Source organism: Halorussus caseinilyticus, assembly GCF_029338395.1.
GTDB lineage: Archaea > Halobacteriota > Halobacteria > Halobacteriales > Haladaptataceae > Halorussus > Halorussus caseinilyticus.
The window spans coordinates 1,471,584-1,498,332 of the sequence record NZ_CP119809.1 but is presented as its reverse complement, the minus strand read 5'-3'; the positions used below and the strand labels follow the sequence as shown (position 1 = coordinate 1,498,332).

The following is a 26,749-nucleotide window of genomic DNA, read 5'->3' as shown; positions in this document are numbered from 1 at the left end:
CGTTTCTCCCGGACCTACTGCGTCGTGACGTTACTTCCGGCCTCTCGGTCTTCCTCGGTCAACTCGTCCAGTAGCACGTCGAGGAAGGGACCGGGATGCTCGGCGTGGGGGAGCAGTTTCGCCTCGTCGAACACGACGAGTTTCGCGTCCGCTCGCTCGGCCAGCTCCTCGCCGTCCTCCAGCGGCGAGACCGTCGCGTCCCGACCCCAGACGATGGTGACGGGCACGTCGAGGCGGGCCAACTCCTCGCCGAGGTCCACGTCGGGGTCGAGATAGCCCGAGACGAACGAGGCGGGCGCGAAGCGCGCGCCGGGTTGGTGGGAGGTCTGCCACTGATACTTCACGTCTCGCTCGGTGTAGGACGCTTCCGTCGAGTACGCCTCCCGGTTGTCGAAGACGTGGAGCGACCGCTTGCTGGTCAGGAGGTTGAACAGGCCCTGTCCGACCACGGGCGACCGGAACAGCGACCGGAGCCACGTCCGCCGGGACCCGGTGTCGCCGGTCGGCGCGACGAGGAGCAACCGCGAGAACGCGCCGGACTGCTGTTGGGCGAGCGTGGCGTACGCGCCCGACAGCGAGGTTGCGACGCAGGCCGCGTCCTCGGTCAGGTCCTCGGCGAAGTCGGTGACGAAGGCTGTGTAGAGCGCCGCGGAGTAGGTCAACGGCGGCCGGTCCGAGCGTCCGAATCCGGGTAGGTCGGGCGCGATGACGTGGTGAGTCTTGGCGAGTTGCTTGAAGATTTGGTCGAACTCCTTGTTGGAGGCCGCGGCGTGGACCCCGTGGAGGAGGAGTACGTCGGGGTTATCGGGGTCGCCAGCCTCGGTGTAGGCCACGTCGAACCCCCGCCAGCGGTAGGTCTGCTGTCTCCCCTCCAGCGCAGGTTGGAGGTCGCCCGCTTTCCACGCCAGCAGTCGGTTGCCGAGCGCGGCGGCTCCGAGTCCACCTGCGGCTCCAGCGACGACGTTTCGTAACTTCATGCCCGGATATTCGGGGGCGGGCAAGTTAGCCGTTGTGCCGTAGGTCGGCGTCGAGGGCGATGCGAGTCAGAAGACGGTCCGTCGGCCGGTCGTCGGTGACTCGCCAGAGGCCTTGAGGATAGAACCCCTCCTTGTAGCCGAGTATCGAGTTGACTTCGGTCGTGTCGAGGTCTGGCGATTCGTTGTACCCCTTGACCGTGAAGACGCTCGTCGCCGGACCGCCCTCCCAGTGTTCGTCGCGGACGTACTCGGTCTCGAACATCCGCCCGACCCGGCCAGACGCAGTGTACCGACTCTCGCTGTTGCGGTAGAACAGGAGAGCATCCCCGGACTCCATCCGGTTCCAGTTGCGTCGGTTTCGCTCCCAGTCGCCCTGTTCGCGGTCGGTTCGGACGCCCCAGACGCGGGCGCGGTCGGGAATCCCGCCGTCGGGACGGTCCGACTCGGGGACCGGCGTCAGGTCGATGGGGGATTCGAGCGTGCGGCGAAACGACGGTTCGTCTACCGGCACGAGAAACAGCGAACTCATACGATGGACGACAGATTGCTGGTACAAAAATCTACTTCAACACGCCGAGTCGGTCGTAGAGGAATCCCCAGCGGTCGAGTTCCTCGGCGACCACCATCGAGGTAGGTCTGCCGGTCTTGTGGCCCGCGTCGGTCTCGGTCCGGAGCAGAATCGGGTTCTCGCTCGCGTTCGCGGCCTGCATCCGAGCGGTCATCTTCCGGGCGTGACCGGGGTGGACGCGGGTGTCGCCCGCCGCCGTCTCGAACAGGACCGCGGGGTACTCGGTTCCGCGTTCGACGTTGTGGTACGGCGAGTACTCCCGGAGGTACGCGAAGTCCTCGGGGTCGTCGGGCGACCCGTACTCGACGGTCCACGACTCGCCGAGCAGGAACCGGTGGAACCGGAGCATGTCGAGCAGGGGGACGGCACAGGAGACGGCACCGAACAGGTCCGGGCGCTGAGAGACTGCCGCGCCGACCAGCAGGCCGCCGTTCGACCGGCCCATCGCGGTGAGTCGCTCCGGGCGGGTGTACTCGCGTTCGATTAGCCCCTCAGCGACCGCAAAGAAGTCGTCGAAGACGTTCTGCTTGTTCTCGCGCATGCCCTCGCGGTGCCACCGCTCGCCGTACTCCTGCCCGCCCCGGAGGTTCGCCTGCACGTAGATGCCGCCGTCTTCGAGGAACGGCGTCCGGAATCGGTCGTACTGGGGCGTGAGGTTGTTGCGGAAGCCACCGTAACCGTAGAGGACGGTCGGATTGTCGCCGTCGCGTTCGACGCCCTCGCGGTGGACCACGAACGCCGGAACCTCGGTGCCGTCCGCGGACTCGAAGAACTGCTGTTCGACCACGAGGTCGGGGAGAGCGCGGTCGGTCTCGGACTCGCGTTCGGTAACGACGGTCGTCTCGCCGGTTTCGGTGTCGGCGCGCGCGACCCACGGCGGGCGGTCGAACGACTGGGCGCGGACGAAGAACTCCGGCGCGTCGGGGTTCGCCCGGAAGTCCTCGCGGGCGATGGCGGCGTACTCCGGCAGGGCAACGTCGTGGCGGTGGTCGCCCGACCGGTCGTAGACCGACAGCGACGAGTGGGCGTCTCGCTGGCGGTGGACGACCAGCGAGTCGCCCGCGAGCGTGCAGTCCATCAGCGTAGCCTCGGTCTCGGGCACGACTTCGCGCAGGTCGTCGGGGTCGGTCCCGGTCGCGTCCGCGTCGCAGGCGACCACCCGCGAGCGCGGGGCGTCGTAGTCGGTCACGAGGTAGACCGTCCCGTCGCTCACCCGCGGTCGGAAGGAGGCGTCGGCGTCGGCCACGAGGCGGACGAGTTCGCCGTCCCCGCGACCCTCGCCGTCTCGCTCCCACCGGAACACCTCAGAGCGGGTCCACCCCTCGTGGAAGGCGACGACGAGCGTGTCGTCGGTGATTTCGAGGTGGCTCCAGACGCGCTCGCCCACGTCCTCGACCAGTACGGGGTCGTCGCCGGTCTCGGTGTCGAGTTCGTGGTAGCGAATCTCTTGGTCCAACTGGCCGCCCTCGTCGGCGGACCCGGTGGTAGCGTAGTAGAAACCCGAGTCGGTCCACGCCATGCCCACCGGACCGATTCGGCCGCAGTCGGGGAGCACGTCCACGGGTTCGCCGGTCTCTACGTCCAGCACGGTCACGTCGTAGTTCTCGCGCCCGCCCTCCGCGACGCCGTAGGCGACGAGCGACCCGTCGGGCGAGGGGTGGAACCAGTCGAGGGATTCGCCGTCGTCCCACTCGTTGGGGTCGGCGATGACGGTCGGGTCGGCGTCGGGGGACGACCGGACGACGAGTTTCGCCCGGTCGTCCCCGGCGTCCTCGACGCGCTGGAAGTATTTGTCCCCGCGCGCGTGAACGACGCCGTACTCGGGAACCTCGGCGCGCGCCTCGAACCGCGGTTCGAGGCGCTCGCGGGCGTCGTTTTCGAGGAATCGGTCGGCGTACTCGTTCTGGCGCTCGACCCACTCCCGTACCTCCTCGGTGTCGTCCTCCAACCATCGGTAGGGGTCGCGTATCTCCTCGCCGTGCATCTCCTCGACGACTTCGCGGCGTTCGGTCTCGGGCGGGTCGGGCATACTCTTGGTTGGTTCCGCTATCGTACATAAACTTCGGGGAGGGAGCAAGATGGAAACTTGAGTACTGAAACTCCTATAGATGTTCTAGAGAATTTCTATTCTATATTTAACATACTTATAGAATTGTCTTAGACAACTGGCGCGTGCTGGCGCGGCCCTCGTGGCCGCGCCAACCGCGCGAGGGAGTCGGCCGCCGGAGGCGGCCGACGAGGTTGGGGAGGTGTGAGGCCCGCGGTAGCGGGGCGGTGCGGTCTCCTCGGAGTCGGCATCAGTGCGGTTCACGGTCGCGGTGCTGTGCCGTGCGGTGCGGTCTTCATGGGTTCAAGCCTGAAGCTAGCTTCTCCGTCGAGTCTCCCGTCTCGGTGGCGGTACGTTCGCGGTGCTGTGCGGTTGCAGGTGGTGCTGTCCTCGGTAACTCCACAGACAGCAAACCCACTGACGACTCCACAGACAGCAAACCCACTGACGACTCCACAGACAGCAAACCCACTGACGACTCCCCAAACAGCAAACACCGACGACACACCACCCGAACCCCCGCCTTCTCCCAGTCGCCTTCGCAAACGAATTAACCCCCGGTGCGGAAGCCTCCAACATGGTCGTTTCGAGCGCTCCGGGCAAGGTCTACCTGTTCGGGGAACACGCGGTCGTCTACGGTGAACCGGCGGTACCCTGCGCCATCGAGCGACGGGCGCGAGTCACCGTCGAAGCGCGCGACGACGACAGCCTGCGAGTTCACGCCGAGGACCTGAGTCTCGACGGGTTCACGGTGGAGTACAGCGACGGAAGCGACGACGACCCCGACGTGGACGTGTCCGAATCGCTGGTCGATGCGGCGATGGGCTACATCGACGCCGCGGTCGAACAGGCCCGCGACGCCGCGAACGCGCCCGACGCCGGATTCGACATCACCATCGAGAGCGAGATACCCCTCGGCGCGGGTCTCGGGTCGTCGGCGGCGGTCACGACCGCTGGCATCCACGCCGCGACCCGCGAGTTGGGCGTCGAACTCCCCACCGAGGAAGTCGCCGAGCGAGCGTATCAGGCCGAACTCGAAGTACAGGGTGGCGACGCCTCGCGCGCCGACACGTTCTGCTCGGCGACGGGCGGGGCGGTCCGCGTCGAGGGCGACGACTGCCGGGCCATCGAAGCCCCGGACCTGCCGTTCGTCATCGGGTTCGACGGCGGCGCGGGCGACACCGGACGACTCGTGGCGGGGGTCCGCGCGCTCCGCGAGGAGTACGACTTCGCGGCCGACACCGTAGAGAGCATCGGCGACGTGGTGCGCTACGGCGAGCAAGTCCTCGCGGAGGGAGACATCGAAGAACTCGGCAGACTGATGAACTTCAACCACGGCCTGCTCGAAGCCCTCGGGGTCTCCTCGCGGTCGCTCGACCAGATGGTGTGGGCCGCCCGAGACGCGGGTGCGCTCGGGTCCAAACTCACGGGCGCGGGCGGCGGCGGGTGCATCGTCGCGCTCGACCCCACCGACAGCACCGAGACCGCACTCGACTACACGCCGGGGTGCGAGGACGCTTTCCGCGCGGAACTCGACACCGACGGCGTGCGCGTGGAGGAGACCTGAGATGACGACGGTACTCAAACTCGGCGGGAGCGTCGTCACCGACAAGGACCGCGCCGAGGCGCTGGACGGCCCGGCACTCGACGCGGCCGCGGACGCCGTGGCCGACGCCCTCGCCAGCGGCGACACCTCGGACCTCGTGGTCGTCCACGGCGGCGGTAGCTTCGGCCACCACCACGCCAGCAAACACGGCGTCTCGAAGACCGAGGGCACCGACGACGCGGGCGCGGCACTCGAAATCCACGCCGCGATGAAGACCCTCAACGACTTCGTTCTCTCGCGTCTCCACGAGCGAGACGTGCCCGCGGTGCCGGTCCACCCCTTCTCGGCGGCCTGCCGGAACCGCGAGGCGGACCTGACGCTCATGACCGAACAGGTCGAGACGATGCTCGGCGAGGGGTTCGTGCCGGTCCTCCACGGCGACGGCGTGGTCCACGAGGGGAAGGGCGTCACCGTCCTCAGCGGCGACGAGGTGGTGACGGCCGTCGCGGAGGGAATCGACGCCGACCGCGTGGGGTTCTGCTCGACCGTACCGGGCGTGTTGGACGACGAGGACGCCGTGATTCCCGAAATCCGGTCCTACGACGAGGTGGTCGAGTTCCTCGGCGGAAGCGACTCGACGGACGTGACCGGCGGGATGGCCGGGAAAGTCCGCGCACTGCTCGCACTCGGCGCGCCCGCCACGATTTTCGGTCCCGACGACCTCCGGGCGTTCCTCGCGGGCGAGACGCCGGGCACGCGCATCGACGGCGGGTGAGCGTATCGACGGCGGGTGAGGGTCGGCGTACGCCGAATTATATTTTTGACCCGGCGCGCGCGGGCGCGGCCCGCAAGTGGCCGCGCCCACTCGCGCGAGGGAGTCGGCCGCCTCCGGCGGCCGACGAGGTTGGGGAGGGGTGAGGCCCGCGGTTGCGGTGCTGTGCGGCCTTCATTGGTTCAAGCCTGAAGCTAGCTCTTTCGATACTCCGCATTCCTAACGACAGTAACTCCCTGACCCTCCGACGACAGTAACTCCCTGACCGACTTCCCCGAGGAGAACGGGAACCGACGCCTCCCGTCCCGGGGTGCCACCGGCCGGGAGCGACCCGAACGTTTCACCGAAGTCCGAAGGCGAATCCCGATTCTCGAAAAATTCCACGCTTTCCGCGTTTGATTTCAACTCGTTCGGGGTATTCGGCCAATCCCGGCAGTTTTTATTACCGGGGAGCGTAACGCTCCTATAGACCGATAGCTCGGGGGTACGTGGCTTCGCCACCGCGAGGTCCCACCGACGGCTGTAAGACGCCGCGGCAGGGGTCTCGTCGCCCCGAGCAGGTTTACGTGCGTACGGTCGCCGTCGGGGTGACTTCGCCGCGGGAACGCGGAACGCGACGCGGCGTCGCCACCACCGACGGCTTTGCGTACATAAGGTGAAACTATGGAAATCGAAATTGCAACCATCGGCGGTTACGAAGAAGTCGGACGGCAGTGTACTGCCGTGCGCGCAGGCGACGACGTTGTTATCTTCGACATGGGGCTGAACCTCTCGAAGGTACTGCTCCACGACAACGTCGAGACGGAGAAACTGCACAGTTTGGACCTCATCGACATGGGCGCGATTCCGGACGACCGCGTGATGTCGGACCTCGAAGGCGACGTGCAGGCAATCGTGCCGACCCACGGTCACTTGGACCACATCGGTGCGATTTCGAAGCTAGCACACCGGTACAACGCGCCGGTCGTCGCCACGCCGTTCACCATCGAACTGGTGAAACAGCAGATTCAGGGCGAGGAGAAGTTCGGCGTCGAGAACGACCTCGTGAAGATGGAAGCCGGGTCCACGATGTCCATCGGCGACTCCGGACAGGTCGAGTTGGAGTTTGTCAACGTGACTCACTCCATCATCGACGCCATCAACCCGGTTCTCCACACGCCGGAGGGCGCGGTCGTCTACGGTCTCGACAAGCGGATGGACCACACGCCCGTCCTCGGCGACCCCATCGACATGGAGCGGTTCCGCGAAATCGGCCGCGAGGGCGAGGGCGTCCTCGCCTACATCGAGGATTGTACCAACGCGGGCCGGAAGGGTCGGACGCCGAGCGAGTCGGTCGCTCGCAAGCACCTCAAAGACGTGATGTACTCTATCGAGGACTACGACGGCGGTATCGTGGCGACGACGTTCTCCAGCCACATCGCCCGCGTCAAGAGCCTCGTGGAGTTCGCCAACGACATCGGCCGCGAACCCGTCCTGTTGGGTCGGTCGATGGAGAAGTACTCGGGCACCGCCGAACGACTCGACTTCGTGGACTTCCCGGAGGACATGGGCATGTTCGGCCACCGCAAGTCCGTGGACCGGACCTTCAAGCGAATCATGAAGGAGGGCAAGGAGAACTACCTCCCCATCGTCACCGGCCATCAGGGTGAACCCCGCGCGATGCTGACCCGGATGGGTCGCGGCGAGACGCCCTACGAACTGGACGACGGCGACAAGGTGCTGTTCTCGGCGCGCGTGATTCCGGAACCCACCAACGAGGGCCAGCGCTACCAGTCCGAGCGCCTCCTGAAGATGCAGGGCGCGCGCATCTACGACGACATCCACGTCTCGGGCCACCTCCGCGAGGAGGGTCACTACCAGATGATAGACGCGCTCCAACCGCAGAACATCATCCCGGCCCATCAGGACATGAAAGGGTTCGCGCCCTACGTGGACCTCTGTGAGAGTCAGGGATACAAACTGGGTCGTGACCTTCACGTAACCCGAAACGGCAACCTCATCCAACTCGTCGAGTAACATGAAAGACGCGAGCGCCGAGATACTGGAAGCTCAGGTACAGAGCGCAGTCGAACAGCGACGGGAAATCGTCAACGCGGCCATCGGCGAGGAACTTCCGGTCGAAGACCCGGAGCGTCTCTACGAGGCTGTTCGCCACCTACTCGACGCTGGCGGGAAGCGCCTGCGACCGACCGTGTTGATGCTCATCGTCGAGGCGCTCGCGGACGTAGACGCCGACCCGACCGACATCGACTACCGCAACTTCCCGGACGCTCACGGCGAACCGTTGGACGTGATGTCGGCGGCGGTCAGCCTCGAAGCTATCCAGACGTTCACGCTCATCCACGACGACATCATGGACCAAGACGACCTGCGTCGTGGCGTCCCCGCGGTCCACCGAGCCTACGACACCGAGACGGCGATTTTGGCGGGCGACACCCTCTACTCGAAGGCGTTCGAGATTCTCATCGAGGCGGACGCACCCGCCGACCGCGTGGTCGAAGCGATGGACGTGTTGGCGACGACGTGTACCGACATCTGCGAGGGACAGGCGCTCGACATGGCCTTCGAGGAGCGAACCGACGTACTCCCCGACGAGTACCTCGAGATGATAGAGGACAAGACGGCCGTGTTGTACGGCGCGACGACGGCGATTCCCGCCATCCTGTTCGGTGCCGACGACGAGACGGTCGAAGAACTCTACCAGTACGGCATCGACGTGGGCCGGGCGTTCCAGATTCAGGACGACATCCTCGACCTGACGGTTCCGAGCGAGGAACTGGGCAAACAGCGCGGGAGCGACCTCGTGGAGGGCAAGCAGACGATTATCACGCTTCACGCCCGCGAGCAGGGCGTGGACGTGGACGAACTGGTCGGAACCGACGACGTGGACGCCGTTACCGAGGCGGAAATCGACGAGGCGGTCGCTCGCCTCGAAGACGCCGGGAGCATCGACTACGCCAAGGACAAGGCCAACGAATTGGTCACGAGCGGAAAAGACCACCTCTCGGTCTTGCCGGACAACGAGGCCCGCGACTTGCTCGAAGGAATTGCGGACTACCTCATCGAACGCGGCTACTGACGCCGCCCGCTTTCTCGGGAAATCGCGTCGGCGACCGGCGTGTGCCGTCTGGTTCGAGAGGGGGACAGAGCCAGAAGTCAGCAGGGGACCGAGAAGTCAGGAGAGGGAGCGTCAGCGGGGACTGACGGAACCGCAGTCGCTACGAGGAGACGGGCCGCGGGCGTCGTTCCGTCACTCGTTAGCAAATTCCTTGTAGTGGGTGTGTTCGAGATACTCTTCGAGCGTCGGTTGTCGCCAGTAGCGTACCGTGTCGCTTCGCTCGTCGAACTCTACGATGTCGGCCTCCGCGAGGCGCGGGAGGTGGGTCTCCCGGAGTTCGTCGGCGATGTTCTGTCGAAGGGAGTCCGTAATCGGTTCGTCACCGGTACGGGCCTCCCACATCGCCACTTCGTCGGCCAACGTCTCCACGTCGGCCAGTCCGTCGTCGGTTCCGACGAGCGCATACAGCGTGTAGCGGCGACGACTCTCCGCGAGGAGGTCGAAGAGCGTATCGAACGAGGGCGTTTTGACTGCGCGACCGTTCTGGAAGGCGTGGTTGCCCTCGATACCCGACCGAATGGAATCGTTGTTCATGACGGCTGACCTCCGCCCGAACCTTCAGGCAGAGGGGACAACAAACCTATGCCTCAATAATGAGGTACACCCGGTAGAGAGTGTCAAGCGGTGAATATCAACCGTCTTAGGGGTCGAACGAACGTTCACTCAGCCAACTGTTTGGCGGAAACGAGGGGCCGGTCGCCGACCGCTATCGGTCCAAGAACGTGCCGACGAGTTTGCGCTGGGCCGCCTGCAAGTGCTGGTGGAGCGTCGGCGACGAGATGTCGAGCGACTCGGCAACGTCTTGACCGGTACTTTCGCGGGGATACTCGTAGTACCCGGCGAAGTAGGCGGCCTGAAGCGCGGTTCGCTGTTTGTCGGTCAGGTCTTCGCCGAGTCGCTGTCGGAACTCGTGTGAGGTATCGACCGGTCGGTCTACCTCCTGCTTGCTCACGAGTTCGGCGTCGGGGTAGGCCGTCCGAAAACTGTCCACGACGCTCCGAACGTCCACGTTCGAGGACGCCTCGGCGACGTACCGGACGACGCCATCCTCGGCCACCGCCGACTTGACCACGGTCCCGGCCTTGACGAGTTTGTCCACGCCGGACCACGCGAGGTCGAGTTCGAGCAGACACTCCTCGTCGTCTTCGGTGACGATTCGGGCCTCCGTGACGGTTTCCATCCCCTCCAACCGGTCCATGACCGTCGAGGCCGACGCGCCCTCGACGGCGACGTATTCGAGCAGTCGGTCTTCGGCGATTGGGACGACGCCTTCGAGCGCGAACCGACAGTCGAGTTCGGTCGAGAGTCGGCCGAACCCGGAGTTGGAACTATCGACCCGGAACTCGAGTTCGACCGCGGTGTCCGACAAGAGTAGGTTCCTGTTTTTGACCGAGTTCATGGCGAACGCGACCATCTCACCAAGCGTTTCGAGTGCGGTGAGTTCCCGGTCGCGGTACGCGCCGGTACACGCGCCGCTGATACCGAGGACGCCGTAGTTGGTGTCGCCGTACGTCAGCGGAACGAGAACCGCCGACGACATCCCCAACTCGCGCATTATCTCCCTCTCGTCGTCCGAAAGCGTCTCGGACTCGTCTACGTCGCTGACGACGACCGACGTTCCCTCGGCGACGACTCGGGCGAGCGAGTTCTCGTCGTCGGTGCGTGCGCTCGTGACCTCCACGAGTTCTTCGACCTCCTCGCGGTCGATACCGACGACCACGCTCGGACTCATCCGCTCGTCTTTGACCCACGGCCCGCCAATCCACGCGAACTCGTAGAACTCCGAGTTGGCCAACTCCTCGCAGACGATTCGCTCTATCTCCTCGCGGGTCGCCGACGCGACCAGCGACTGGACGATGCTGTGAATGAGACCGTTGATTCGGTTGAGCCGAGTCAGCGCGTCCCGACTCTCGGCGAGGCGGCGCTCGTTCTCTCGGCGTTCGGTCACGTTGCGGGCCACCCAAACGACCGCCTCGCGGCCGTCGATGGTACCCAGTGGCGCGGTCCGTCCCTCGTACCACCGGTCGCCCGCCGAGGTCTCGGCCCGGTACTCGATGGTCTCGACCCCGCCGGTTTCGAGGGTGGTCCGGATGAGTTCGAGAAACCGGTCGGCCTGCGACTCGGGGAACGCGTCGTGGAGTCGCCTGCCGACGAGTCGCTCCTGTTCGACGGTCCGGAGGTCCTCGGTCCCCGGTCCGGAAATCACTTCGAGATACCGGCCGTTCTCGTCGATTATGAACGCCACGTCGGGGAACGCGTTGGTCAGCTCCCGGAGTCGGTCGCCGGTGAGACCCGAGTCGGACTCGACGCTTGTCGTGGCGACGGCGCGGCCGATTCGCTTCCGGAGTCGCTCGCCGCTCACGTCTTTGGGGAGGTAGTCGGTCGCGCCCATCCCGACGGCCTCGCTTGCGACCGCCTCGCTCCCCGAGTCCGTGAACAGGACGAACGGCAGGTTCGGGTGGTCGTGGCGGACGGATTCGAGCAGTTCCAGTCCGTCGCCCTCGGGGAGGTCGTACTCGCTGACGACGCAATCGACGCTCCCGTCGGCGGTGAGTCTGTCGCGGGCGGCCTCGGCGGTCGAGACGACCGAGAGCGACACGTCGTCGGCCGAGAGTTCGGGCGGCGGGTCCTCGTCGTCCACGTAGAGGACTCGAACCGTCTTCGTCCCGGAGTCGCGCGTCGCTCGGTCGGACATCGACCGGTCGAGAGTCGGTCGGAGGTCACTTCTGGACGTTGCTACGCCGCCGCGAACGTAAGGGTCTTGGTTAGCGTACTGAGGAGTTCGGAGTGAACCGAATCCGGACGAGTTTTCCCGAAGACGCTCCAAACGGTGGGTAATGAACGACGAACTCCGCGAGCGAATCGAGACGGAGGCAGAGAAACACGCCCTCGTCAACGCGGTCAAACACGAGAGCGAGGCAGACGTTGGCGCGGTCATGGGTCCGCTGATGGGCGAGAACCCCGACTTCCGACAGCACGGCGACGAGATTCCGGGCGTCATCGCACCGGTCGTCTCGAAGGTCAACGACTCGACTGTCGAAGAACGCAGGGAGCGACTCGCCGAACTCGCGCCCGACTGGTTGGAGGAAATCGAGAGCGAAGACGAGGAAGACGACACCGCGCTCCCCGACCTGCCCAACGCCGACGAGTACGACGAGATTCGGATGCGGTGTGCGCCCAACCCCAACGGCCCGTGGCACGTCGGCCACGCCCGGATGCCCGCGGTCATCGGGACCTACGCCGAGGAGTACGACGGCGAGTTCATCGTCCGGTTCGACGACACCGACCCCGAGACCAAGCGTCCCATGCTGTGGGCCTACGACGAGATTCTGGAGGAAATCGAGTATCTCGGCTTCGACCCCGCCGAGGTCCTGCGGGCTAGCGACCGCCTCGAAACCTACTACGACCACGCGCGCAGACTCGTCGAGAAGGGCGGGGCCTACACCTGTTCGTGTTCGGGCGAGGAGTTCTCGGACCTCAAAAACTCGGGCGAGGCCTGCCCGCACCGCGACAAGGACGCCGAGACCACGATGGACGAGTTCGAGGCGATGATAGACGGCGAGTACGAGTCGGGCGAGATGGTCCTGCGTGTCAAGACCGACATCGAACACAAGAACCCGGCCCTGCGCGACTGGGTGGGCTTCCGCATCATCGACACTCCGCATCCCCGCGAAGAGGCCGAAGAGTACCGGTGCTGGCCGATGCTGGACTTCCAGTCGGGCGTGGACGACCACCTCACGGGCGTCACCCACATCATCCGGGGCATCGACCTACAGGACTCCGCCAAGCGCCAGCAGTTCGTCTACGACTACTTCGACTGGGACTACCCCGAGGTCATCCACTGGGGCCACGTGCAGGTGGACGAGTACGACGTGAAGATGTCCACGTCCACGATTCGGGAACTCATCGAGCAGGGCGAACTCGACGGGTGGGACGACCCGCGCGCGCCGACGATTCCGAGCGTCCGACGGCGGGGCATCCGCGGCGAGGCCATCGTGGACGCGATGGTCGAACTGGGCACCTCCACGACCAACGTCGATTTGGCGATGAGTACGGTCTACTCGAACAACCGCGAACTCGTGGACGACGACGCCGACCGCTACTTCTTCGTGCGCGAGGACCACGCCGACTTCACGCTCGCGGGCGACCACCCCGACTCGGCCCACCCGCCGGTCCACCCCGAACACGAGGACCGAGGCACCCGCGACATCGACGCCGGGAGTCGGGTCCGCATCGAGGAAGGCGACGTGCCCGAAGACGGCGGGCGAATCTGGCTGAAAGGCTTCGGATGCTTCCGACGCGAGGACGACGACTTGGCGTACGTCGGCGACGACATCTCGGCGGTCCGCGAGGAGGGCGTGGACGTGATTCACTGGGTCCCGGCCGACACCGCGGTCCTGACCCGGATGCGAACCGTCCGCGGCGACGTGATGGGCTACGCCGAACCGGGCTTCCACGACACCGAAGTCGGCGAGATGGTCCAGTTCGAGCGCGTCGGGTTCGCCCGCGTGGACCACCACGAGGAAGACCACGAGACGGTGGCGTACTTCGCCCACGAGTAGGTCTCTCGGCTTCTTCTGCGGGTTTTCGGACACGACTGACCGGACCACCGAGTGCGCTCGACTGACCGACCGACAGGTGGGGGCTTTCGAGGACTTCTTCGTCGCAGTTCCTGCGGTCGCGGTACGGGACGAGTCGGAGTTTTCTACGCCGACAGCGACGACCTAACGACCGAAACGACAGCGACGACAGCGAGGACCGCTACCGTGACTACGCTCGAACCAATCAGACCGCACTGCCACAGCGACCGCACTGCAACCGCGACCGCACTGCCACAGCGACCGCACTGCAACCGCGACCGCACTGCCACAGCGACCGCAACGACCGCAGTTACGACCGCGGCCGCACGGTCTAGAGACATAATAAAATAATTCTTAAGAAATCAAAGACATTGCTATAAGGAACGCGGATGTTTCCGAGACGCAGACGGGGACACTTATCGGCCGCGAGGTAGTTCGTCAACGCATGGAAGTGCTGAATCCGCGCGTCCGTCTCGTCTGGAGCGTCGGCGCAGTCGTGACCGCGCTGATAGTCGGCGTCGTCGCGGCGGCGGTGGACCGGTTCGCCCTCGGCGTCGGTCTCTGGGTCGGCGGGGTCGTCGCGCTCGCGGCGCTCGCGCTCGGCGGGGTGTACGTCGCCCTCAAGTACCGAATCTGGCGGTTCGAGGTGCGCGACGACGACGTGTACCTCGAACGCGGCGTGCTGACGCGGGTCGAGACCGTGGTCCCGTTCGTCCGCGTCCAGCACGTCGATACTCAGCGCGGGCCGGTAGAGCGCGCGCTCGGACTGGCGAGCGTCGTGGTCTACACCGCCGGGTCCCGCGGCGCAGACGTGACGATTCCGGGGTTGACGCCCGACCGGGCCGACGACCTGCAGGAGCAACTCCGTCGCCTCGCCATCGAGAGCGAGCGCGAGTCCGACGCAGTATGAAACTCCACCCGCTCTCGATTCCCTACCGGGCGCTCTCGCGGGGCGCGAGCGTCGGTCTCATGCTGTTTTTCGTCGGCCAGTCGCTTTCGGGGAACGACGCCCTGCCGTTCCCGCTCGCGGGCCCGGCACTGGTCACGCTCGCGGCCGTCGGCGTCCTCGCCGCCGCGCTCTGGCAGGTCGCGTACTACCGGCGGTTCGAGTACGAACTCACCGACGACGGTCTCGAAATCGCGTCGGGCGTCGTCTCCCGGCGGAACCGCGAGATTCCGCTCCGCCGGATTCAGAACGTGGACATCTCGCGCAACGTGGTCCAGCGCGCGCTCGGCGTCGCGGTCCTCGACCTCGAAACCGCGGGCGGGGGCGGCACCGAGGCGAGTCTCCGGTACGTCGGCTACGACGAGGCCAAGCGCCTCCAGCGCGAGATTCAGCGCCTGAAGCGCGGCGCGACCGAGACCGGCGCGGAAGCGACCGAGGCGGGCGACGAGCGCGAGGACCTCCTCTTGGAACTCGAGACCGGGGAACTCGCCCTTCTCAGCGCCCTTCAGTTCGACTTCCGGTACCTCTCTCTGCTCGCGTTCGGCCCGGCGGCGTTCCCGTTCGTACCCGGCGTGGCGGAACTCGCCGTCTTCGGCGGGATAGTGCTGGTGGCGTTGCTCGTCGCGGCGCTGTGGGCGCTCAGCGCCGCCGTCACCTTCGCGCGTTACTACGGCTTTCGACTGACGCGGGTGGGCGACGAACTCCGGTACGAGCGCGGCCTGCTCCAGCGATACGACGGGTCGATTCCGCTGGCGAAGGTCCAGACGCTCACGCTCGACGCCAACGTCCTGATGCGACGGTTCGGCTACACCACGCTCGCGGTCGAAACCGCGGGCTACGGGCCGGGACAGGCCCCCTCCGGCGGGTCGGAGGCGGCCGTCCCGCTGGCGACCCGCGAGCGCGTGCTTCGTCTCGCTCGCGAGGTGGAGGACTTCGAGTTGCCGGAGTTCTCGCGCCCGCCAGAGCGCGCGCGGACTCGGTACGCCGTCCGGTTCGCGCTGGGTCTCGGCGCGCTGGTCGGCGTGCTGTGGGTCCTCTGGCAGGCCACGGGCCGACCCGTCGTCTGGTACGCGCCGCTGCTCCCGCTCGGGTTCGTCGTCCTCGCGCCCGTCGCGGCCCACCTCAAGTGGCGACATCGGGGGTACGCCACGGGCGAGAACCACGTCTTCACACGGAACGGCTTCTGGACCCAGACGACGAAGGTAGTGCCGTACTACCGGGTCCAGACCGTGATTCAGACCGGGACGGTCTTCCAGCGCCGCAGGCGACTGGCCAGCGTCGTCGTGGACACCGCGAGTTCGGCGGGCGGCGTGGCCGCGGCGGTGGACGTGGACGCGGAGACGGCCGCGGAGTTGCGCGAGTTCGTCGCCGAGAAGTTGCAGGAGAGTCTGCGACGCCGGGTAGACGAGTCGGCGAGTCGGAACGCCGACTGAACTCGCCCGAAGCATCAGGTATAAATTTTTAACCAGTACTGTCATCCCGTCTACGGAAAGTTACCTTTTCCCCGTGAAATTTGATAAAGCTACGATAGCGTTTCGGGACGACGACCTCGCCAGCGATCTCCCTCACAGCAACGTCGAACTGCTCGACAACGGGTGGGTGAAGGCGACCAAGTTCAACGAATCGACCGACGAGGGCATCGATGTCTACTTCTCGCTCGACGAGGTGAAGTACGTCCAACCGCTCTGAGTGACTCGACACTGCGGCCACAGCGTCAGCACTCCAGTTCCCCGATACCGGCACGGCCGCTCCGCGGTCACGCGTCCGCACGCCGATTCCAGACTAAACGGTTTTTTACTCTTCGCGCTCGGAATGGCGAGTAATGACCGAACACGACTACGAGGACCTCGGCCTCGTCGCCGGACTGGAGATTCACCAGCAACTCGACACCGAGACGAAACTGTTCTGCAACTGTCCGACCGAACTCCGGGAACCCGAGGAGGCCGAGCGCCGGTTCACGCGCTTTCTCCACCCGACCAAGAGCGAACTGGGCGAACTCGACGAGGCGGCCCTCGAAGAGAGTCGCGTCGAACGCGAGTTCGAGTATTTGGCCTACGACACGACCTGTCTGGTCGAGGACGACGACGAACCGCCCCACAGACTCGACGCCGAAGCCAGAGAGGTCGTCCTCGAAATCGCCCAACTGCTGGACATGGACGTAGTGGACCAAGCCCACGTCATGCGGAAAATCGTCGTGGACGGGTCGAACACCTCCGGCTTCCAGCGCTCGACGCTGATGGCCTCCGACGGCGAGATTTCGACCAGCGAGGGCGCGGTCGGCATCGAGGACCTGATGCTCGAAGAGGAGTCCGCCCAGCGCGTCGAAGAGCGCGACGAGGGCGTTCTCTACTCGCTGGACCGCCTCGGCATCCCGTTGGTCGAAATCGGTACCAAGCCCGACATCCGGTCGCCCGAGCAGGCCCGCGAAGCGGCCGAGCAAATCGGCATGCTCTTGCGCTCTACCGGCAAGGTCAAGCGCGGACTGGGAACCATCCGCCAAGACGTGAACATCTCCATCGCGGAGGGCGCGCGCGTCGAGGTCAAGGGCGTCCAGAGCCTCGACGACATCGACGACCTCGTGGAAAACGAGGTCCACCGGCAGGTCCGCCTGCTGGAGATTCGGGACGAACTCCGCGAGCGCGACGCCGCGGTCGGCGACGTGGTGGACGTGACCGACACCTTCGCCGACACCGAGAGCGGCGTCATCAAGTCGGCGCTCGAATCCGGCGGGAAGGTCACGGCGGTCCCGCTCTACGGCTTCGACGGACTCGTCGGCGCGGAGATTCAACCCGACCGCCGCCTCGGGACCGAACTCTCCGACCACGCCAAGCGCCACGGCGCGGGCGGCATCTTCCACACCGACGAACTCCCGGCCTACGGCGTGACCGACGAGGAGGTCGCGGCCCTGCGCGAGGCCGTGGGCGCGGGCGAGGAGGACGCGGTGGCAATCGTCGCCGCCGACCCCGAGACGGCCGACCTCGCAATCGAGGCCGCCGCGGAGCGCGCGGAGACGGCGCTCGAGGGCGTCCCCGAGGAGACCCGCGGCGCGAACGAGGACGGCACGACCCGCTACCTCCGTCCGCTCCCCGGCGCGGCCCGGATGTACCCCGAGACCGACGTGCCGCCGGTCGAACCCGACCCGAGCGAGGTCGAGACGCCCGAACTCCTGACCGAGAAGGTAGAGCGCTATCAGGACGAGTACGGTCTCGACGCGGGACTGGCCGAACAGGTCGCCTACGGCGAGCGCATGTCCCTGTTCGAGCAAGCGGTCGAGTCGGGCGTGGACGCCACGCTCGCGGCCGGGACCGTCGAGAGTACCGTCACGGAACTCCGGCGCGACGACGTGCCGGTCGAGAACCTGCGCGACGACCACTTCCTCGGCACCCTCGAACTGGTCGAGGACGGCGAGACGGCGAAGGGCAACGTCGGCGAGGTGCTGACCGCCCTCGCGGAGAGTCCCGACCTGACGGCGGCCGAGGCCGTCGAACAGGAGGGTCTCGGGAGCGCGGACGAGGACGAGGTTCGCGGGGCCGTCGTGGAAGTCGTGGAGCGCAACGCCGAGCAAGTCGAGGAGGAGGGCATGCAGGCGTTCTCCGGACTGATGGGCGAGGCGATGGGCGCGCTCGGCGGGAAGGCAGATGGTGATACCGTGAGCGAGTTGTTGCGCGAGGAGATTCAGAAGCGAGCGTAGAGATACGAATCTGTTTCTTTCCCGTGTTTTTACCTGTCTTAGACGATTTTATTTGTTGCTTAGAAAAATGTATAGTTGGTTAGCAAGGCGGAGTCAGAAAGACGGTGACGAGCGTGACCGACAGAAGACGGAGAGTAGCTACTGCTTGAACAAATGACTCGTTCCACCGAGCGCATCCCGGTGAAAAGTTTCGCCGGCCGTTCCCGGTGGTTTGGTCGGCCGGTGGGTCCGCGGACTGTGGAAACTGCGACCCGAGTCGGAGACGCCCGTCGCTACTTCGTCTCGTCGTGCAGACGGTCTACGGACTCGCGGATGCCCTCGATTCGCTCGACCTGTTCGTCGGTCGCCGACGCGACCGCCGCCACCTCTTGGGCGATGTCGTTGGCGTGGCGCGACACCTCGTCGGCCATCGCCGAGACCTGTTCGGCCGCGACCGCTTGCTCGTCGGTCGCCTCGGCGACTTCGCCGATGCCGTGTACGGTCTCTTCGACCGCCTCCACGATGTCCTGTAGGGTCTCCATCGAGGACTCGACGTTCTCGACGCCCTGCTGGATGCGGCGCTCGGTCCGGTCCAAGCTTTCGACCGTCTCGTCGGTCTTGCCCTGAATCTCGCCGACCATCGACTCGATTTCGCTGGCCTGCTCTTTGGACTGCTCGGCGAGACCTTTCACCTCCTCGGCCACGACCGCGAACCCGTCTCCGGCCTCGCCCGCGCGTGCGGCCTCGATGGAGGCGTTGAGCGCCAGTAAGTTGGTCTGCTCGGCGATGTCGTCGATTACCTCGACCACCTCGTCGATTTCGGCGACGGTCTTCTGGAGGTCGGCCATGTCGCCGGTCACGTCGGTCCGAGCGTCCTCGATGTCCTCCATCGCCTCCATCGCGTCGCTGGCGGTCGTCTGACCCTCGGTCGCCAGTTTCTTGGCGTGGCGACTGGTCTGTTCGACCTGTTCGGCGCTGGCCGCGACTTCCTCGACGGTGGCGCTCATGTTCTCGGTCTCTTCGGCTATCTCGTCTATGTCCGAGGCCTGTTCGCGGGTCAACTCGTGCATCTCGTCGGCGCTGTCGGCCACGTCCTCGGCCGACTCCGAGAGGTCGTCTAACGAACTCTCCACGTCGTTCGAGATACCCTCCTGAAGCATCTTGAGTTGGTCGTTGGCGTCGCGTATCTCGTCGCTGTACGACTGGATGTAGGTGTCACAGACGACCTGCATGTCGAGGTTGACGATGCGGAACAGCGAGAGGATTTCCTCGATACCGCGGGAGAACTCCTCGCGGACGACTTCGGCCGCCTCGTCGTCCACGCGTTCGACCGCGCGGTCGATAACTCGGTCGCCGATTTGGGGAACGAGGAAATTGAAATAGAGCGCGTAGGCCCCCAGATAGTGTTTCATCGGCATGTTGAGCATGTCGTGAACCTTGCCGATGCGCGCGCGGTCGGCGAAGTAGTCCCGGTCGTACTCGCCCTCGCCTAGCGATACGAGGTACTCCGCCTGCGTCTCCTTGAGTTGTTCGACGCTCCGGGTCGAACGTTCGAGGACTTCGCTCGTCTGGTCGTAGTCGGTCAGATGGTCGTAGAACTCCTCGACCGCTTCGTCGGCGATAGACTCGAAGAGACCCGACATATCGGAAAGCCGTTCGGCGTCGTCGTCGTCGAATCCGGTGAACTCCTTGCGCCAGCTAACTTCGTCGTCGTCGATGTCGAGGTCAGCGAGAAGAGCGTCACCGTCGATTTGTTCGGCCAGCCGGCCGTCGGGTGCTGCAGTTTCCATGTTCCTTTGGAGGGAATCCCCGCGACTTAACGCCTCTGAAAATTATCATTCGTGAAAAGTCCACGGCAGAGTGTGCCGAAGAACCGCGACCCTGCTCAGGGCCACGCGTATCGCCGGATTCCCGACACGAATTCGCGGGAGACCACCGACCACCGAGGGTCGCTGACCCGTTGGGAGAGTCGGTAGGCGACCCACACCAGTACGACCGCGAACACCGCGTCCGTCACCCAGTGGACTCCCAGATACAGCGTCGAGAAGACGATGGCGACAGCGAGGGTCGCCGCGGTGTAGGCGTACCGGGTGTCGGATTTCTGGGCGTAGAGCGCCGCCAGCACCGACAGACCGGTGTGGAGACTCGGAAACGCCTTCACGAGGGTATCCGTCGAGAAGATGCCGTACTGGATGGCCGGACTGAGTTCGTACATCAGCGGTTCGACCGTCGAGAGGTACAGCGACGACACCTTCACCGGGAACAGGAGAAAGAAGGGCACGGCGCAGACGACCACGATGATGTACGCCAGTGCGTAGCGCTGTGCCTCCTCCTCGTCGTGGGCCTTCAGTTTGAAGTAGGTGAACAGCACGACGAACGGAAAGCCGACGAGGTAGACGCCGGTGGCTAACACGGTGAGCGGAACGACCGTGACCGCCTGAAACGCCGCGACGGTCGCGCCCTCGACGGCGTAAATCGCGCCGGTGAACGTTCTGGCGACGTGGAAGTGGAGCGCCAGCGTGTTCACGATTTCCGTGACGACCCACGCGGCACCGAGGTACTTCCAGTCGGTCTTCAAAAACTCCACGAAGAGGGTCCGGAAACGCTCGTCGGGCAGGAAGAGTCGCTTTCCCACGAGCATGGCCGCGATGCTCGGGACCGCGACGAGGAGGGTGAACTGCGTACCGAGCGGGAGGGAGGCAAACATACTCGTAGGTAGTTACGCACCAATCCGATAAAAGATTTGACTATCTGTCCGCCGACGACGAGTTCGCCCGGTCGTGCGACCGCGTAACACTGACTGAACTCTCACTGGCTTCTCTTCGAAAACGTATGACGGGCGACAGGGAAAACCGTTCGGGCGAAACTTCGCCTTTCGAGTTCTAACGCTCGTCGTCGGCGTGGTAGATGGCCCGCCGGAGGACGCCCCTGAGCGTCCGTACCTCCCGGCCGGTCGGATGCGCGCGCCCGAGGAGTCGGCGGGCGAGTCGGAGGGTCTTCGCGCGCTTCTCTTCGGGGTGGTCGATGGCGTCCAAGAACTCGCCGAAGTGGTCGTAGAACCCCTCTATTTCGGCTTCGTCGGCGCGTTCGCGCTCCACGTCGGGCAGTTGGGTCTCTTCGAGGGTCAACTCGCGGAGTTCGTAGAGGGTGACGGTCGCGGCCTGTCCGAGGTTCAGCGACGAGTAGTCGGCGCTGGCGGGAATCGAACACACTTGGTCCACGCGGGCCATCTCGTCGTTGGTCAGGCCGTTGTCCTCCCGGCCGAAGACGAGGCAGGTGTCGGCCTCCACGTCCCGAAGGTCGTCGGCCAACTCGTCGGCGGTCGTGAACGGGAATCGGCGGTGCTTGCGGGCGTCCTCGTTGGTCGTCGCGGTCAGGCCGACGGTGTGGTAGTTCTCCACGAGGTGGTCGAAGCTCACGTCGTCGTAGTTCGGCAGGATGTCCTCGCGGGCCTGTCCAGCGAAGCCGTAGGCCTCGCTGTCCCGGCCGAACTCCGGCGGGTTCACGAGTTTGAGGTCGTGCATGCCGAAGTTCTTCATCGCCCGCGCGATGGTGCCGACGTTTCCCGGCGTCTTCGGTTCCACGACGGCGACGGCGGGCGGATTCATGACGACGGGTAGTCCTGTCCCAAGTCGAGGTCGTCGAGGTCCGAGTCCTCGACTTCCTCGCCTTCGCGCTCGTCGGACCCTTCGTCGGTCTCGACTTCCCGGAGGTCGATGCGCTTCCGTTCGTCTTCGGGAACCTCGACGTTCAACTCGTCTTGGTCGGGTTCGGGCGGTTCCGGCACGTCCTCGGGGTCGGTATCGACGTGTTCGACGCCGCCGTAGCCGTCGGGCGCGCGGCCGCCGTCGGCGAACCACTCGTGAAACTCGTCCTGAAGCACGTCTTCGCCCTTGAACCGGTCGCCGCCCGCTTCGGTGAACCAGTACAGGAAGTCGGGTTCGTGGTCGGTACAGAGAACGACTTCGCTGAGGGGTTCGCCGTAGACGACTTCGGCGACGTTGCACTCGTGAATCTCCTCGTCGCCGTGAATCAACCAGCAGGCGTCACACGGCGCGTTGACCAGCGCCTGCAAGCGGATGAGTCGCTTGCGCGGGTCGTCGGGAATCTCGTCCATCGGCCGGAAATCCCCCTCCTCGGTGAACACCTCGTCCTCGTCGAACCGCCAGCCGCGGAGTCCGATGCTGACTTTGGCCATTTGGTCGATAGCTTGGAGTTCGGTGGTGAAAAAGAGCGCGTTCTACGCGCGTTTCGGTCGCGTTCTCCCTCTCGGCACGGGTCCGTGTGTTCGACACAACTCGTCACGGCGTGGTCGCAGTTCAGACCACCCTTATCAGGAACCGGACTGTACCCGAGTACGATGACACGCACTGTCACGCGACGGGAGGAGTCCCGATGACCGACCACACCGACCGCTTCTCGGTCGGCGGGCGAACCGCCGTCGTCACGGGCGCGAGTTCCGGCATCGGGCGGGCAATCGCCGAGGAGTTCGCCGCCGACGGCGCGAACGTGGTGGTCTGCTCGCGCGAGCAGGAGAACGTGGACCCCGTGGCCGAGACCATCCGCGAGCAGACCGAAGAACGGGGCGGCGACGCCCTCGCCGTGGAGTGCGACGTGACCGACCGCGAGGCGGTCGAGGCGCTCGTGGAGGCCACCGTCGAGAAGTTCGGGAGTCTCGACGTGTTGGTCAACAACGCCGGAGCGAGCTTCATGGCCAACTTCGAGGACATCAGCCCGAACGGGTGGCAGAAGATTCTGGACATCAACCTCGGCGGGACCTACAACTGCACGCAGGCCGCCGAACAACACCTGAAGGACGGCGGCGGGAGCGTAATCAACGTCGCCAGCGTCGCGGGCCAGCAGGGTGCGCCCTACATGAGTCACTACGGCGCGGCGAAGGCCGCGGTGGTCAACCTCACTTCGACGCTCGCGTTCGAGTGGGCCGGAGACGGCGTGCGGGTCAACTGCATCGCGCCGGGGTTCGTCGCCACGCCGGGTCTCGCCAGTCAGATGGGCATCTCGGCCGACGACGTGGACCGCGAGGAAGTCGAGCGCCGGGTCGGGGTCAGCGAGGAAATCGCCGACGTAGCCCGGTTTCTCGCCAGCGACGCCGCCTCGTTCGTCGTCGGCGAGACGATTGCGGCCGCGGGCGTGCCCGACGTGATGGAGTCGCCCGACGTGTGATTCAACTCCGTTCCCGGTCCCGATAGTTGGCAGGGAACTATGGTGGCGGCGTTCGTTCACACGCCCATGACCGACCGAACCACCCGTTCCGACCGAACGATTCACCTGCCAGTGGCGGCCCGACCGAGCATCGCCGACATCGTATCGCTCGCCCAACTCGCTGAAGACCGCGGCTATCGCCGGGCGTGGCTTCCCGAGACGTGGGGCCGGGACGCTCCGACCGTCCTCTCGGCCATCGCCGAGCGAACCGACGACATCGGCATCGGCCCTTCGATTCTGAACGTCTACTCGCGGTCCCCCGCGCTCGTGGGCCAGACCGCCGCCACCCTCCAAGAACTCTCCGGCGGTCGGATGCGCCTCGGCATCGGACCCTCCGGTCCCGCGGTCATCGAAGGCTGGCACGGCCAGAGCTTCGAGCGACCGCTCCGTCGGACCCGCGAGTACGTCGAAATCGTCCGGAAGGTCCTTTCGGGCGAGACGGTCAACTACGCGGGCGACGTGTTCACTATCGGCGGCTTTCGCTTGCGGTCCGACCCGCCGGAGACACCGGTGCCAATCGACGCCGCCGGGATGGGTCCCAAGTCGGTCGAGTTGGCGGGGCGCTTCGCCGACGGGTGGCACGCCCTGATGCTCACGCCCGACGGGATTCGGGACCGCCTCGAAGACCTGCGGCGCGGTGCCGAGTTGGGCGACCGGGACCCCGACGACGTGCGAGTCACGCTCTCGCTGACCTGCGCGGTGTCCGAGGACGGCGAACGCGCCCGGACCCTCGCGCGCCAGCACCTCGCGTTCTACGTCGGCGCGATGGGGACCTTCTACCGGGAAGCCCTCTCGCGGCAGGGCTACGAGGACACCGCCGAGGAAGTCGCCACGGCGTGGGGCAACGGCGACCAAGACGCCGCGCTCAAAGCAATCGACGACGAACTCCTGAAGGACCTCGGCGCGGTCGGCACCCCCGAGGAGGCCCGCGAGGACCTCGAAAAGTTCGTGGAAATCGACGGCGTGGACCGCGTGGCGGTGTCGTTCCCCCGCGGCGCAGAGCAGGACGAACTCGAAGCGACCATCGACGCGCTCGCACCCGAGAACTGAACTTTCGGCGGGTTCGGCCGGGCGGCGGCCCGCGGGCCGCCGCCCGGCGTGCGCTCGCTGGGACTTACCACGGCAAACGCTCGGGGCGACTTTCCACCGGGACACGCCCGGCGAAGGAACCGACAGGACGCGCTCGGCGAAGCAACCGACGGGGTGGGATGAAGGGGCCGCCCGCTCGCGGCCGAAGGCCTGTGGTCGGCTCTGCGGGCCCTATTCGAGCGAACGCAGTGAGCGAGAATATCCCGCAGAGCGACCGCGAGCGGGCGGGGGCTTCGAGAAACGTTCACAGCGACGATTCTGCGGTTCGCACTCATCATCTTGCCACTAGAGACTGCTCTAAACTAGCCTACCAAAGAAATATATTGCTAAAACAAATATAAGATTATCCGAAAGCAAAATACTACCAAAACTCACCCAACACCTATCTCGTCCGAAGTCACACACGGAACCCATGACAGACCCCACAGAAAGTCCCGAACCACCGGAAATCCGCGTAGACCACGTGGGCATCGCTGTCCACTCCGTAGACGACGCCGAACCCCTCCTAAATCTTCTCGGGGCCGAGAAACTCGCCCACGAGGAGGACCCCACCGGCGCGTTCCGGTGGGCGTACTACCTGCTCGGGGACGCCTCGCGGGTCGAACTCATCGAACCCGTCGCGGGCGAGGACTCCTTCCTGACCGACTTCCTCGCGGCGAACGGTCCCGGACTCCACCACGTCACGCTGGAAGTCGCCGACATCGACGCCGCCATCGCGGTGCTGAAGTCCGAGGAGATTCGCGTCGTGGACCGGACCGACTACGACGACTGGAGCGAGGCGTTCGTCTCGCCGGGGAACCCGACGGGTGTCCTCTGGCAACTGATGGAGTACCGCGAGTCGTTCTCGGAGGGTCGGCCCGCGCCCGACCGCCTCTACCTCGGCGGGGGACGACTCGGGAAGTGATGCGTTCGTCGGGTCGCATCCAAAACTGTCGTGAGGGATGTTTCGAAAGTCCCGCCCGCTCGCTTCGTACACTCACCGCGACCGCAGGAACCGTCGTGATGAACGCCCAGAAAGCCCCCGCCCGCTCGCGGTCGCTCTGCGGGATATTCTCGCTCGCTTTGCTCGCTCGAATAGTGCCCGCAGAGCCGACCACGGGCCTTCGGCCGCGAGCGGGCGGTCCCTTCATCCCACCCCGTCGGTTGGTCGGCCGAGCGCCCGCGTTCGTCGAGACCCGGAAAAACTGACCACGGCATGGAAGTTTATCCGCGTCGGGCACGAACCCGTATCCATGCGAACAGTCGAAGTTCGGGAGTTCGGCGACAGCGACGTACTGGCAGTGACCGACGCCGAGAAACCGGAACCGGCGGCAGGCGAGGTCCGCATCGAAGTCGAGGCCGCGGGCGTCAACTTCGCCGACATCATGCAACGCCGGGGCCACTACGTCGGCGGTCCCGAACCGGTCTACGTGCCGGGGATGGAGGCCGCGGGGACCGTAGACGCCGTGGGCGAGGGTGTCGAGCGCGAAGTCGGGGACCGCGTGGTCGGGATGACCGGCCGGGGTGCCTACGCCGAGTACGCGCTCGCAGGTGCCGACTCGCTGTTCGAGGTGCCCGAGGGAATGTCGTTCGCGGAGGCCGCCGGGTTCCCGGTCCAGTTCCTGACCGCCCACGCCGTCCTCCACGAGTGGGGCGGCTTGGAGGAAGGCGAGCGCGTCCTCGTCCACGCCGCGGCGGGCGGGGTCGGCACTGCCGCGGTCCAACTCGCCAGCGCCGCGGGCGCGGAGGTGTTCGGCACCGCCAGCACCGACGCGAAACTCGAACTCGCCGAACGCCTCGGCTGTGACCACCCCATCAACTACGAGGCGGCGGACTTCGCGGAGGAAATCGACGCCGTTACCGACGGCGGAGGCGTCGATTTGGTCCTCGACGGCGTGGGCGGCGAGACGTTCGCGCGGAGCCTCGACGCCCTCTCGCACTTCGGGCGCGTCGTGGCCTACGGCGCGGCCAGCGGCGAACCCGGTGAGGTCGAGACCACGCGACTCCTGTTCGAGAACAAGTCGGTACTCGGCTTCCACCTCGGCAACGCGCTCCAGCGCGACCCACAGCGAATCCTCCAGTCGGTGCCCGAACTCGAAGCGATGCTCGCCGACGGGGACTTGGAAGTCGTCGTGGGCCAGCGGTTCGACCTCGAAGACGCGGCCGACGCCCACGCCGCCATCGAGAACCGCGAGACGACCGGCAAAGTCGTGTTGGAACCCTAGTCCGGGAAA

General features: G+C 65.8%; 22 protein-coding genes. 13 read left to right on the top strand and 9 right to left on the bottom strand.

The window, feature by feature from the left end:
* Positions 1 to 14 precede the first annotated feature (14 nt).
* Genes P2T60_RS07505 through P2T60_RS07495 form a run of 3 tightly spaced genes read right to left on the bottom strand, consistent with a single transcriptional unit; the run spans position 15 to position 3,574 of the window.
* Positions 15 to 977 (bottom strand): alpha/beta fold hydrolase, encoded by a 963-nt coding sequence (locus tag P2T60_RS07505; protein ID WP_276281931.1) that lies wholly within the window; start codon positions 975 to 977, stop codon positions 15 to 17.
* 25 nt (positions 978 to 1,002) lie between these two features.
* On the bottom strand, positions 1,003 to 1,506 hold the full coding sequence (locus P2T60_RS07500) for a hypothetical protein (protein WP_276281930.1): 504 nt from the start codon (positions 1,504 to 1,506) through the stop codon (positions 1,003 to 1,005).
* A gap of 31 nt (positions 1,507 to 1,537) precedes the next feature.
* Positions 1,538 to 3,574, bottom strand: coding sequence for a prolyl oligopeptidase family serine peptidase (locus tag P2T60_RS07495; protein ID WP_276281929.1), 2,037 nt, complete (start codon positions 3,572 to 3,574; stop codon positions 1,538 to 1,540).
* Positions 3,575 to 4,169: 595 nt separating this feature from the next.
* On the opposite strand from P2T60_RS07495, the gene mvk reads away from it, so the two are divergent.
* From mvk to idsA3, 4 genes are all read left to right on the top strand, one after another.
* Entirely contained in the window at positions 4,170 to 5,159 is a 990-nt protein-coding gene (mvk, locus tag P2T60_RS07490) for a mevalonate kinase (protein ID WP_276281928.1), read from the top strand.
* Position 5,160: 1 nt separating this feature from the next.
* Positions 5,161 to 5,913, top strand: a complete 753-nt coding sequence (locus P2T60_RS07485) for an isopentenyl phosphate kinase (protein WP_276281927.1) — start codon at positions 5,161 to 5,163, stop codon at positions 5,911 to 5,913.
* Between the two features lie 660 nt (positions 5,914 to 6,573).
* On the top strand, positions 6,574 to 7,926 hold the full coding sequence (locus P2T60_RS07480) for a ribonuclease J (protein ID WP_276281926.1): 1,353 nt from the start codon (positions 6,574 to 6,576) through the stop codon (positions 7,924 to 7,926).
* 1 nt (position 7,927) lies between these two features.
* Complete coding sequence (gene idsA3 / locus P2T60_RS07475) at positions 7,928 to 8,989, top strand: geranylfarnesyl diphosphate synthase (RefSeq protein ID WP_276281925.1); 1,062 nt, start codon at positions 7,928 to 7,930, stop codon at positions 8,987 to 8,989.
* Positions 8,990 to 9,160: 171 nt separating this feature from the next.
* Here the strand turns inward: idsA3 and P2T60_RS07470 are convergent, their stop codons facing one another.
* Together P2T60_RS07470 and P2T60_RS07465 are read right to left on the bottom strand one after the other, a co-directional pair.
* Complete coding sequence (locus P2T60_RS07470) at positions 9,161 to 9,562, bottom strand: DUF7344 domain-containing protein (RefSeq protein ID WP_276281924.1); 402 nt, start codon at positions 9,560 to 9,562, stop codon at positions 9,161 to 9,163.
* Positions 9,563 to 9,734: 172 nt separating this feature from the next.
* The gene (locus P2T60_RS07465; protein WP_276281923.1) at positions 9,735 to 11,723 is read right to left on the bottom strand and encodes a bacterio-opsin activator domain-containing protein; all 1,989 of its coding nucleotides are present in this window, start codon (positions 11,721 to 11,723) and stop codon (positions 9,735 to 9,737) included.
* A 142-nt stretch (positions 11,724 to 11,865) separates the two neighbouring features.
* Here P2T60_RS07465 and P2T60_RS07460 point away from each other — a divergent pair, with 142 nt between their 5' ends.
* From P2T60_RS07460 to gatE, 5 genes are all read left to right on the top strand, one after another.
* Positions 11,866 to 13,590: a glutamate--tRNA ligase gene (locus tag P2T60_RS07460; RefSeq protein ID WP_276281922.1), complete on the top strand. Its 1,725-nt coding sequence runs from the start codon at positions 11,866 to 11,868 to the stop codon at positions 13,588 to 13,590.
* Between the two features lie 463 nt (positions 13,591 to 14,053).
* Positions 14,054 to 14,518 carry a PH domain-containing protein gene (locus P2T60_RS07455; protein WP_276281921.1) on the top strand — a complete coding sequence of 155 codons (465 nt, stop codon included), beginning with the start codon at positions 14,054 to 14,056 and terminating at the stop codon, positions 14,516 to 14,518.
* Positions 14,515 to 15,987, top strand: coding sequence for a PH domain-containing protein (locus tag P2T60_RS07450; RefSeq protein ID WP_276281919.1), 1,473 nt, complete (start codon positions 14,515 to 14,517; stop codon positions 15,985 to 15,987). Before P2T60_RS07455 ends, P2T60_RS07450 begins: the two co-directional genes overlap by 4 nt.
* A gap of 73 nt (positions 15,988 to 16,060) precedes the next feature.
* A complete protein-coding gene (locus P2T60_RS07445) occupies positions 16,061 to 16,243 on the top strand; it encodes a hypothetical protein (RefSeq protein ID WP_276281918.1) in 183 nt (60 codons plus the stop codon).
* Between the two features lie 133 nt (positions 16,244 to 16,376).
* Positions 16,377 to 18,245: a Glu-tRNA(Gln) amidotransferase subunit GatE gene (gatE, locus tag P2T60_RS07440; protein WP_276281917.1), complete on the top strand. Its 1,869-nt coding sequence runs from the start codon at positions 16,377 to 16,379 to the stop codon at positions 18,243 to 18,245.
* Between the two features lie 272 nt (positions 18,246 to 18,517).
* Here the strand turns inward: gatE and P2T60_RS07435 are convergent, their stop codons facing one another.
* The 4 genes from P2T60_RS07435 to P2T60_RS07420 form a co-directional block, all read right to left on the bottom strand.
* Positions 18,518 to 20,014, bottom strand: a complete 1,497-nt coding sequence (locus P2T60_RS07435) for a globin-coupled sensor protein (protein ID WP_276281916.1) — start codon at positions 20,012 to 20,014, stop codon at positions 18,518 to 18,520.
* Between the two features lie 95 nt (positions 20,015 to 20,109).
* Complete coding sequence (locus P2T60_RS07430) at positions 20,110 to 20,931, bottom strand: phosphatase PAP2 family protein (RefSeq protein WP_276281915.1); 822 nt, start codon at positions 20,929 to 20,931, stop codon at positions 20,110 to 20,112.
* Positions 20,932 to 21,106: 175 nt separating this feature from the next.
* Complete coding sequence (locus tag P2T60_RS07425; RefSeq protein ID WP_276281914.1) at positions 21,107 to 21,832, bottom strand: RNA methyltransferase; 726 nt, start codon at positions 21,830 to 21,832, stop codon at positions 21,107 to 21,109.
* Positions 21,829 to 22,422 carry a DUF8114 family protein gene (locus P2T60_RS07420; protein ID WP_276281913.1) on the bottom strand — a complete coding sequence of 198 codons (594 nt, stop codon included), beginning with the start codon at positions 22,420 to 22,422 and terminating at the stop codon, positions 21,829 to 21,831. Before P2T60_RS07420 ends, P2T60_RS07425 begins: the two co-directional genes overlap by 4 nt.
* 197 nt (positions 22,423 to 22,619) lie before the next feature.
* On the opposite strand from P2T60_RS07420, the gene P2T60_RS07415 reads away from it, so the two are divergent.
* From P2T60_RS07415 to P2T60_RS07400, 4 genes are all read left to right on the top strand, one after another.
* Complete coding sequence (locus P2T60_RS07415; protein WP_276281912.1) at positions 22,620 to 23,408, top strand: SDR family NAD(P)-dependent oxidoreductase; 789 nt, start codon at positions 22,620 to 22,622, stop codon at positions 23,406 to 23,408.
* Positions 23,409 to 23,474: 66 nt separating this feature from the next.
* On the top strand, positions 23,475 to 24,497 hold the full coding sequence (locus P2T60_RS07410; protein ID WP_276281911.1) for a TIGR04024 family LLM class F420-dependent oxidoreductase: 1,023 nt from the start codon (positions 23,475 to 23,477) through the stop codon (positions 24,495 to 24,497).
* 451 nt (positions 24,498 to 24,948) lie between these two features.
* Positions 24,949 to 25,440, top strand: a complete 492-nt coding sequence (locus tag P2T60_RS07405) for a VOC family protein (RefSeq protein ID WP_276281910.1) — start codon at positions 24,949 to 24,951, stop codon at positions 25,438 to 25,440.
* A 328-nt stretch (positions 25,441 to 25,768) separates the two neighbouring features.
* Complete coding sequence (locus P2T60_RS07400; RefSeq protein WP_276281909.1) at positions 25,769 to 26,740, top strand: quinone oxidoreductase family protein; 972 nt, start codon at positions 25,769 to 25,771, stop codon at positions 26,738 to 26,740.
* Positions 26,741 to 26,749 lie beyond the last annotated feature (9 nt).

Bases quoted from the DNA above. Each gene is read 5' to 3' on its own strand.
- P2T60_RS07485 (WP_276281927.1), top strand. From the start codon at position 5,161: ATGACGACGGTACTCAAACTCGGCGGGAGCGTCGTCACCGACAAGGAC.
- P2T60_RS07460 (WP_276281922.1), top strand. From the start codon at position 11,866: ATGAACGACGAACTCCGCGAGCGAATCGAGACGGAGGCAGAGAAACAC.
- P2T60_RS07500 (WP_276281930.1), bottom strand. From the start codon at position 1,506: ATGAGTTCGCTGTTTCTCGTGCCGGTAGACGAACCGTCGTTTCGCCGC.
- P2T60_RS07410 (WP_276281911.1), top strand. From the start codon at position 23,475: ATGACCGACCGAACCACCCGTTCCGACCGAACGATTCACCTGCCAGTG.
- P2T60_RS07450 (WP_276281919.1), top strand. From the start codon at position 14,515: ATGAAACTCCACCCGCTCTCGATTCCCTACCGGGCGCTCTCGCGGGGC.
- gatE (WP_276281917.1), top strand. From the start codon at position 16,377: ATGACCGAACACGACTACGAGGACCTCGGCCTCGTCGCCGGACTGGAG.
- P2T60_RS07415 (WP_276281912.1), top strand. From the start codon at position 22,620: ATGACCGACCACACCGACCGCTTCTCGGTCGGCGGGCGAACCGCCGTC.
- P2T60_RS07420 (WP_276281913.1), bottom strand. From the start codon at position 22,422: ATGGCCAAAGTCAGCATCGGACTCCGCGGCTGGCGGTTCGACGAGGAC.
- P2T60_RS07425 (WP_276281914.1), bottom strand. From the start codon at position 21,832: ATGAATCCGCCCGCCGTCGCCGTCGTGGAACCGAAGACGCCGGGAAAC.
- P2T60_RS07435 (WP_276281916.1), bottom strand. From the start codon at position 20,014: ATGGAAACTGCAGCACCCGACGGCCGGCTGGCCGAACAAATCGACGGT.
- P2T60_RS07465 (WP_276281923.1), bottom strand. From the start codon at position 11,723: ATGTCCGACCGAGCGACGCGCGACTCCGGGACGAAGACGGTTCGAGTC.
- P2T60_RS07470 (WP_276281924.1), bottom strand. From the start codon at position 9,562: ATGAACAACGATTCCATTCGGTCGGGTATCGAGGGCAACCACGCCTTC.
- P2T60_RS07505 (WP_276281931.1), bottom strand. From the start codon at position 977: ATGAAGTTACGAAACGTCGTCGCTGGAGCCGCAGGTGGACTCGGAGCC.
- P2T60_RS07495 (WP_276281929.1), bottom strand. From the start codon at position 3,574: ATGCCCGACCCGCCCGAGACCGAACGCCGCGAAGTCGTCGAGGAGATG.
- P2T60_RS07405 (WP_276281910.1), top strand. From the start codon at position 24,949: ATGACAGACCCCACAGAAAGTCCCGAACCACCGGAAATCCGCGTAGAC.
- mvk (WP_276281928.1), top strand. From the start codon at position 4,170: ATGGTCGTTTCGAGCGCTCCGGGCAAGGTCTACCTGTTCGGGGAACAC.
- idsA3 (WP_276281925.1), top strand. From the start codon at position 7,928: ATGAAAGACGCGAGCGCCGAGATACTGGAAGCTCAGGTACAGAGCGCA.
- P2T60_RS07480 (WP_276281926.1), top strand. From the start codon at position 6,574: ATGGAAATCGAAATTGCAACCATCGGCGGTTACGAAGAAGTCGGACGG.
- P2T60_RS07455 (WP_276281921.1), top strand. From the start codon at position 14,054: ATGGAAGTGCTGAATCCGCGCGTCCGTCTCGTCTGGAGCGTCGGCGCA.
- P2T60_RS07400 (WP_276281909.1), top strand. From the start codon at position 25,769: ATGCGAACAGTCGAAGTTCGGGAGTTCGGCGACAGCGACGTACTGGCA.
- P2T60_RS07430 (WP_276281915.1), bottom strand. From the start codon at position 20,931: ATGTTTGCCTCCCTCCCGCTCGGTACGCAGTTCACCCTCCTCGTCGCG.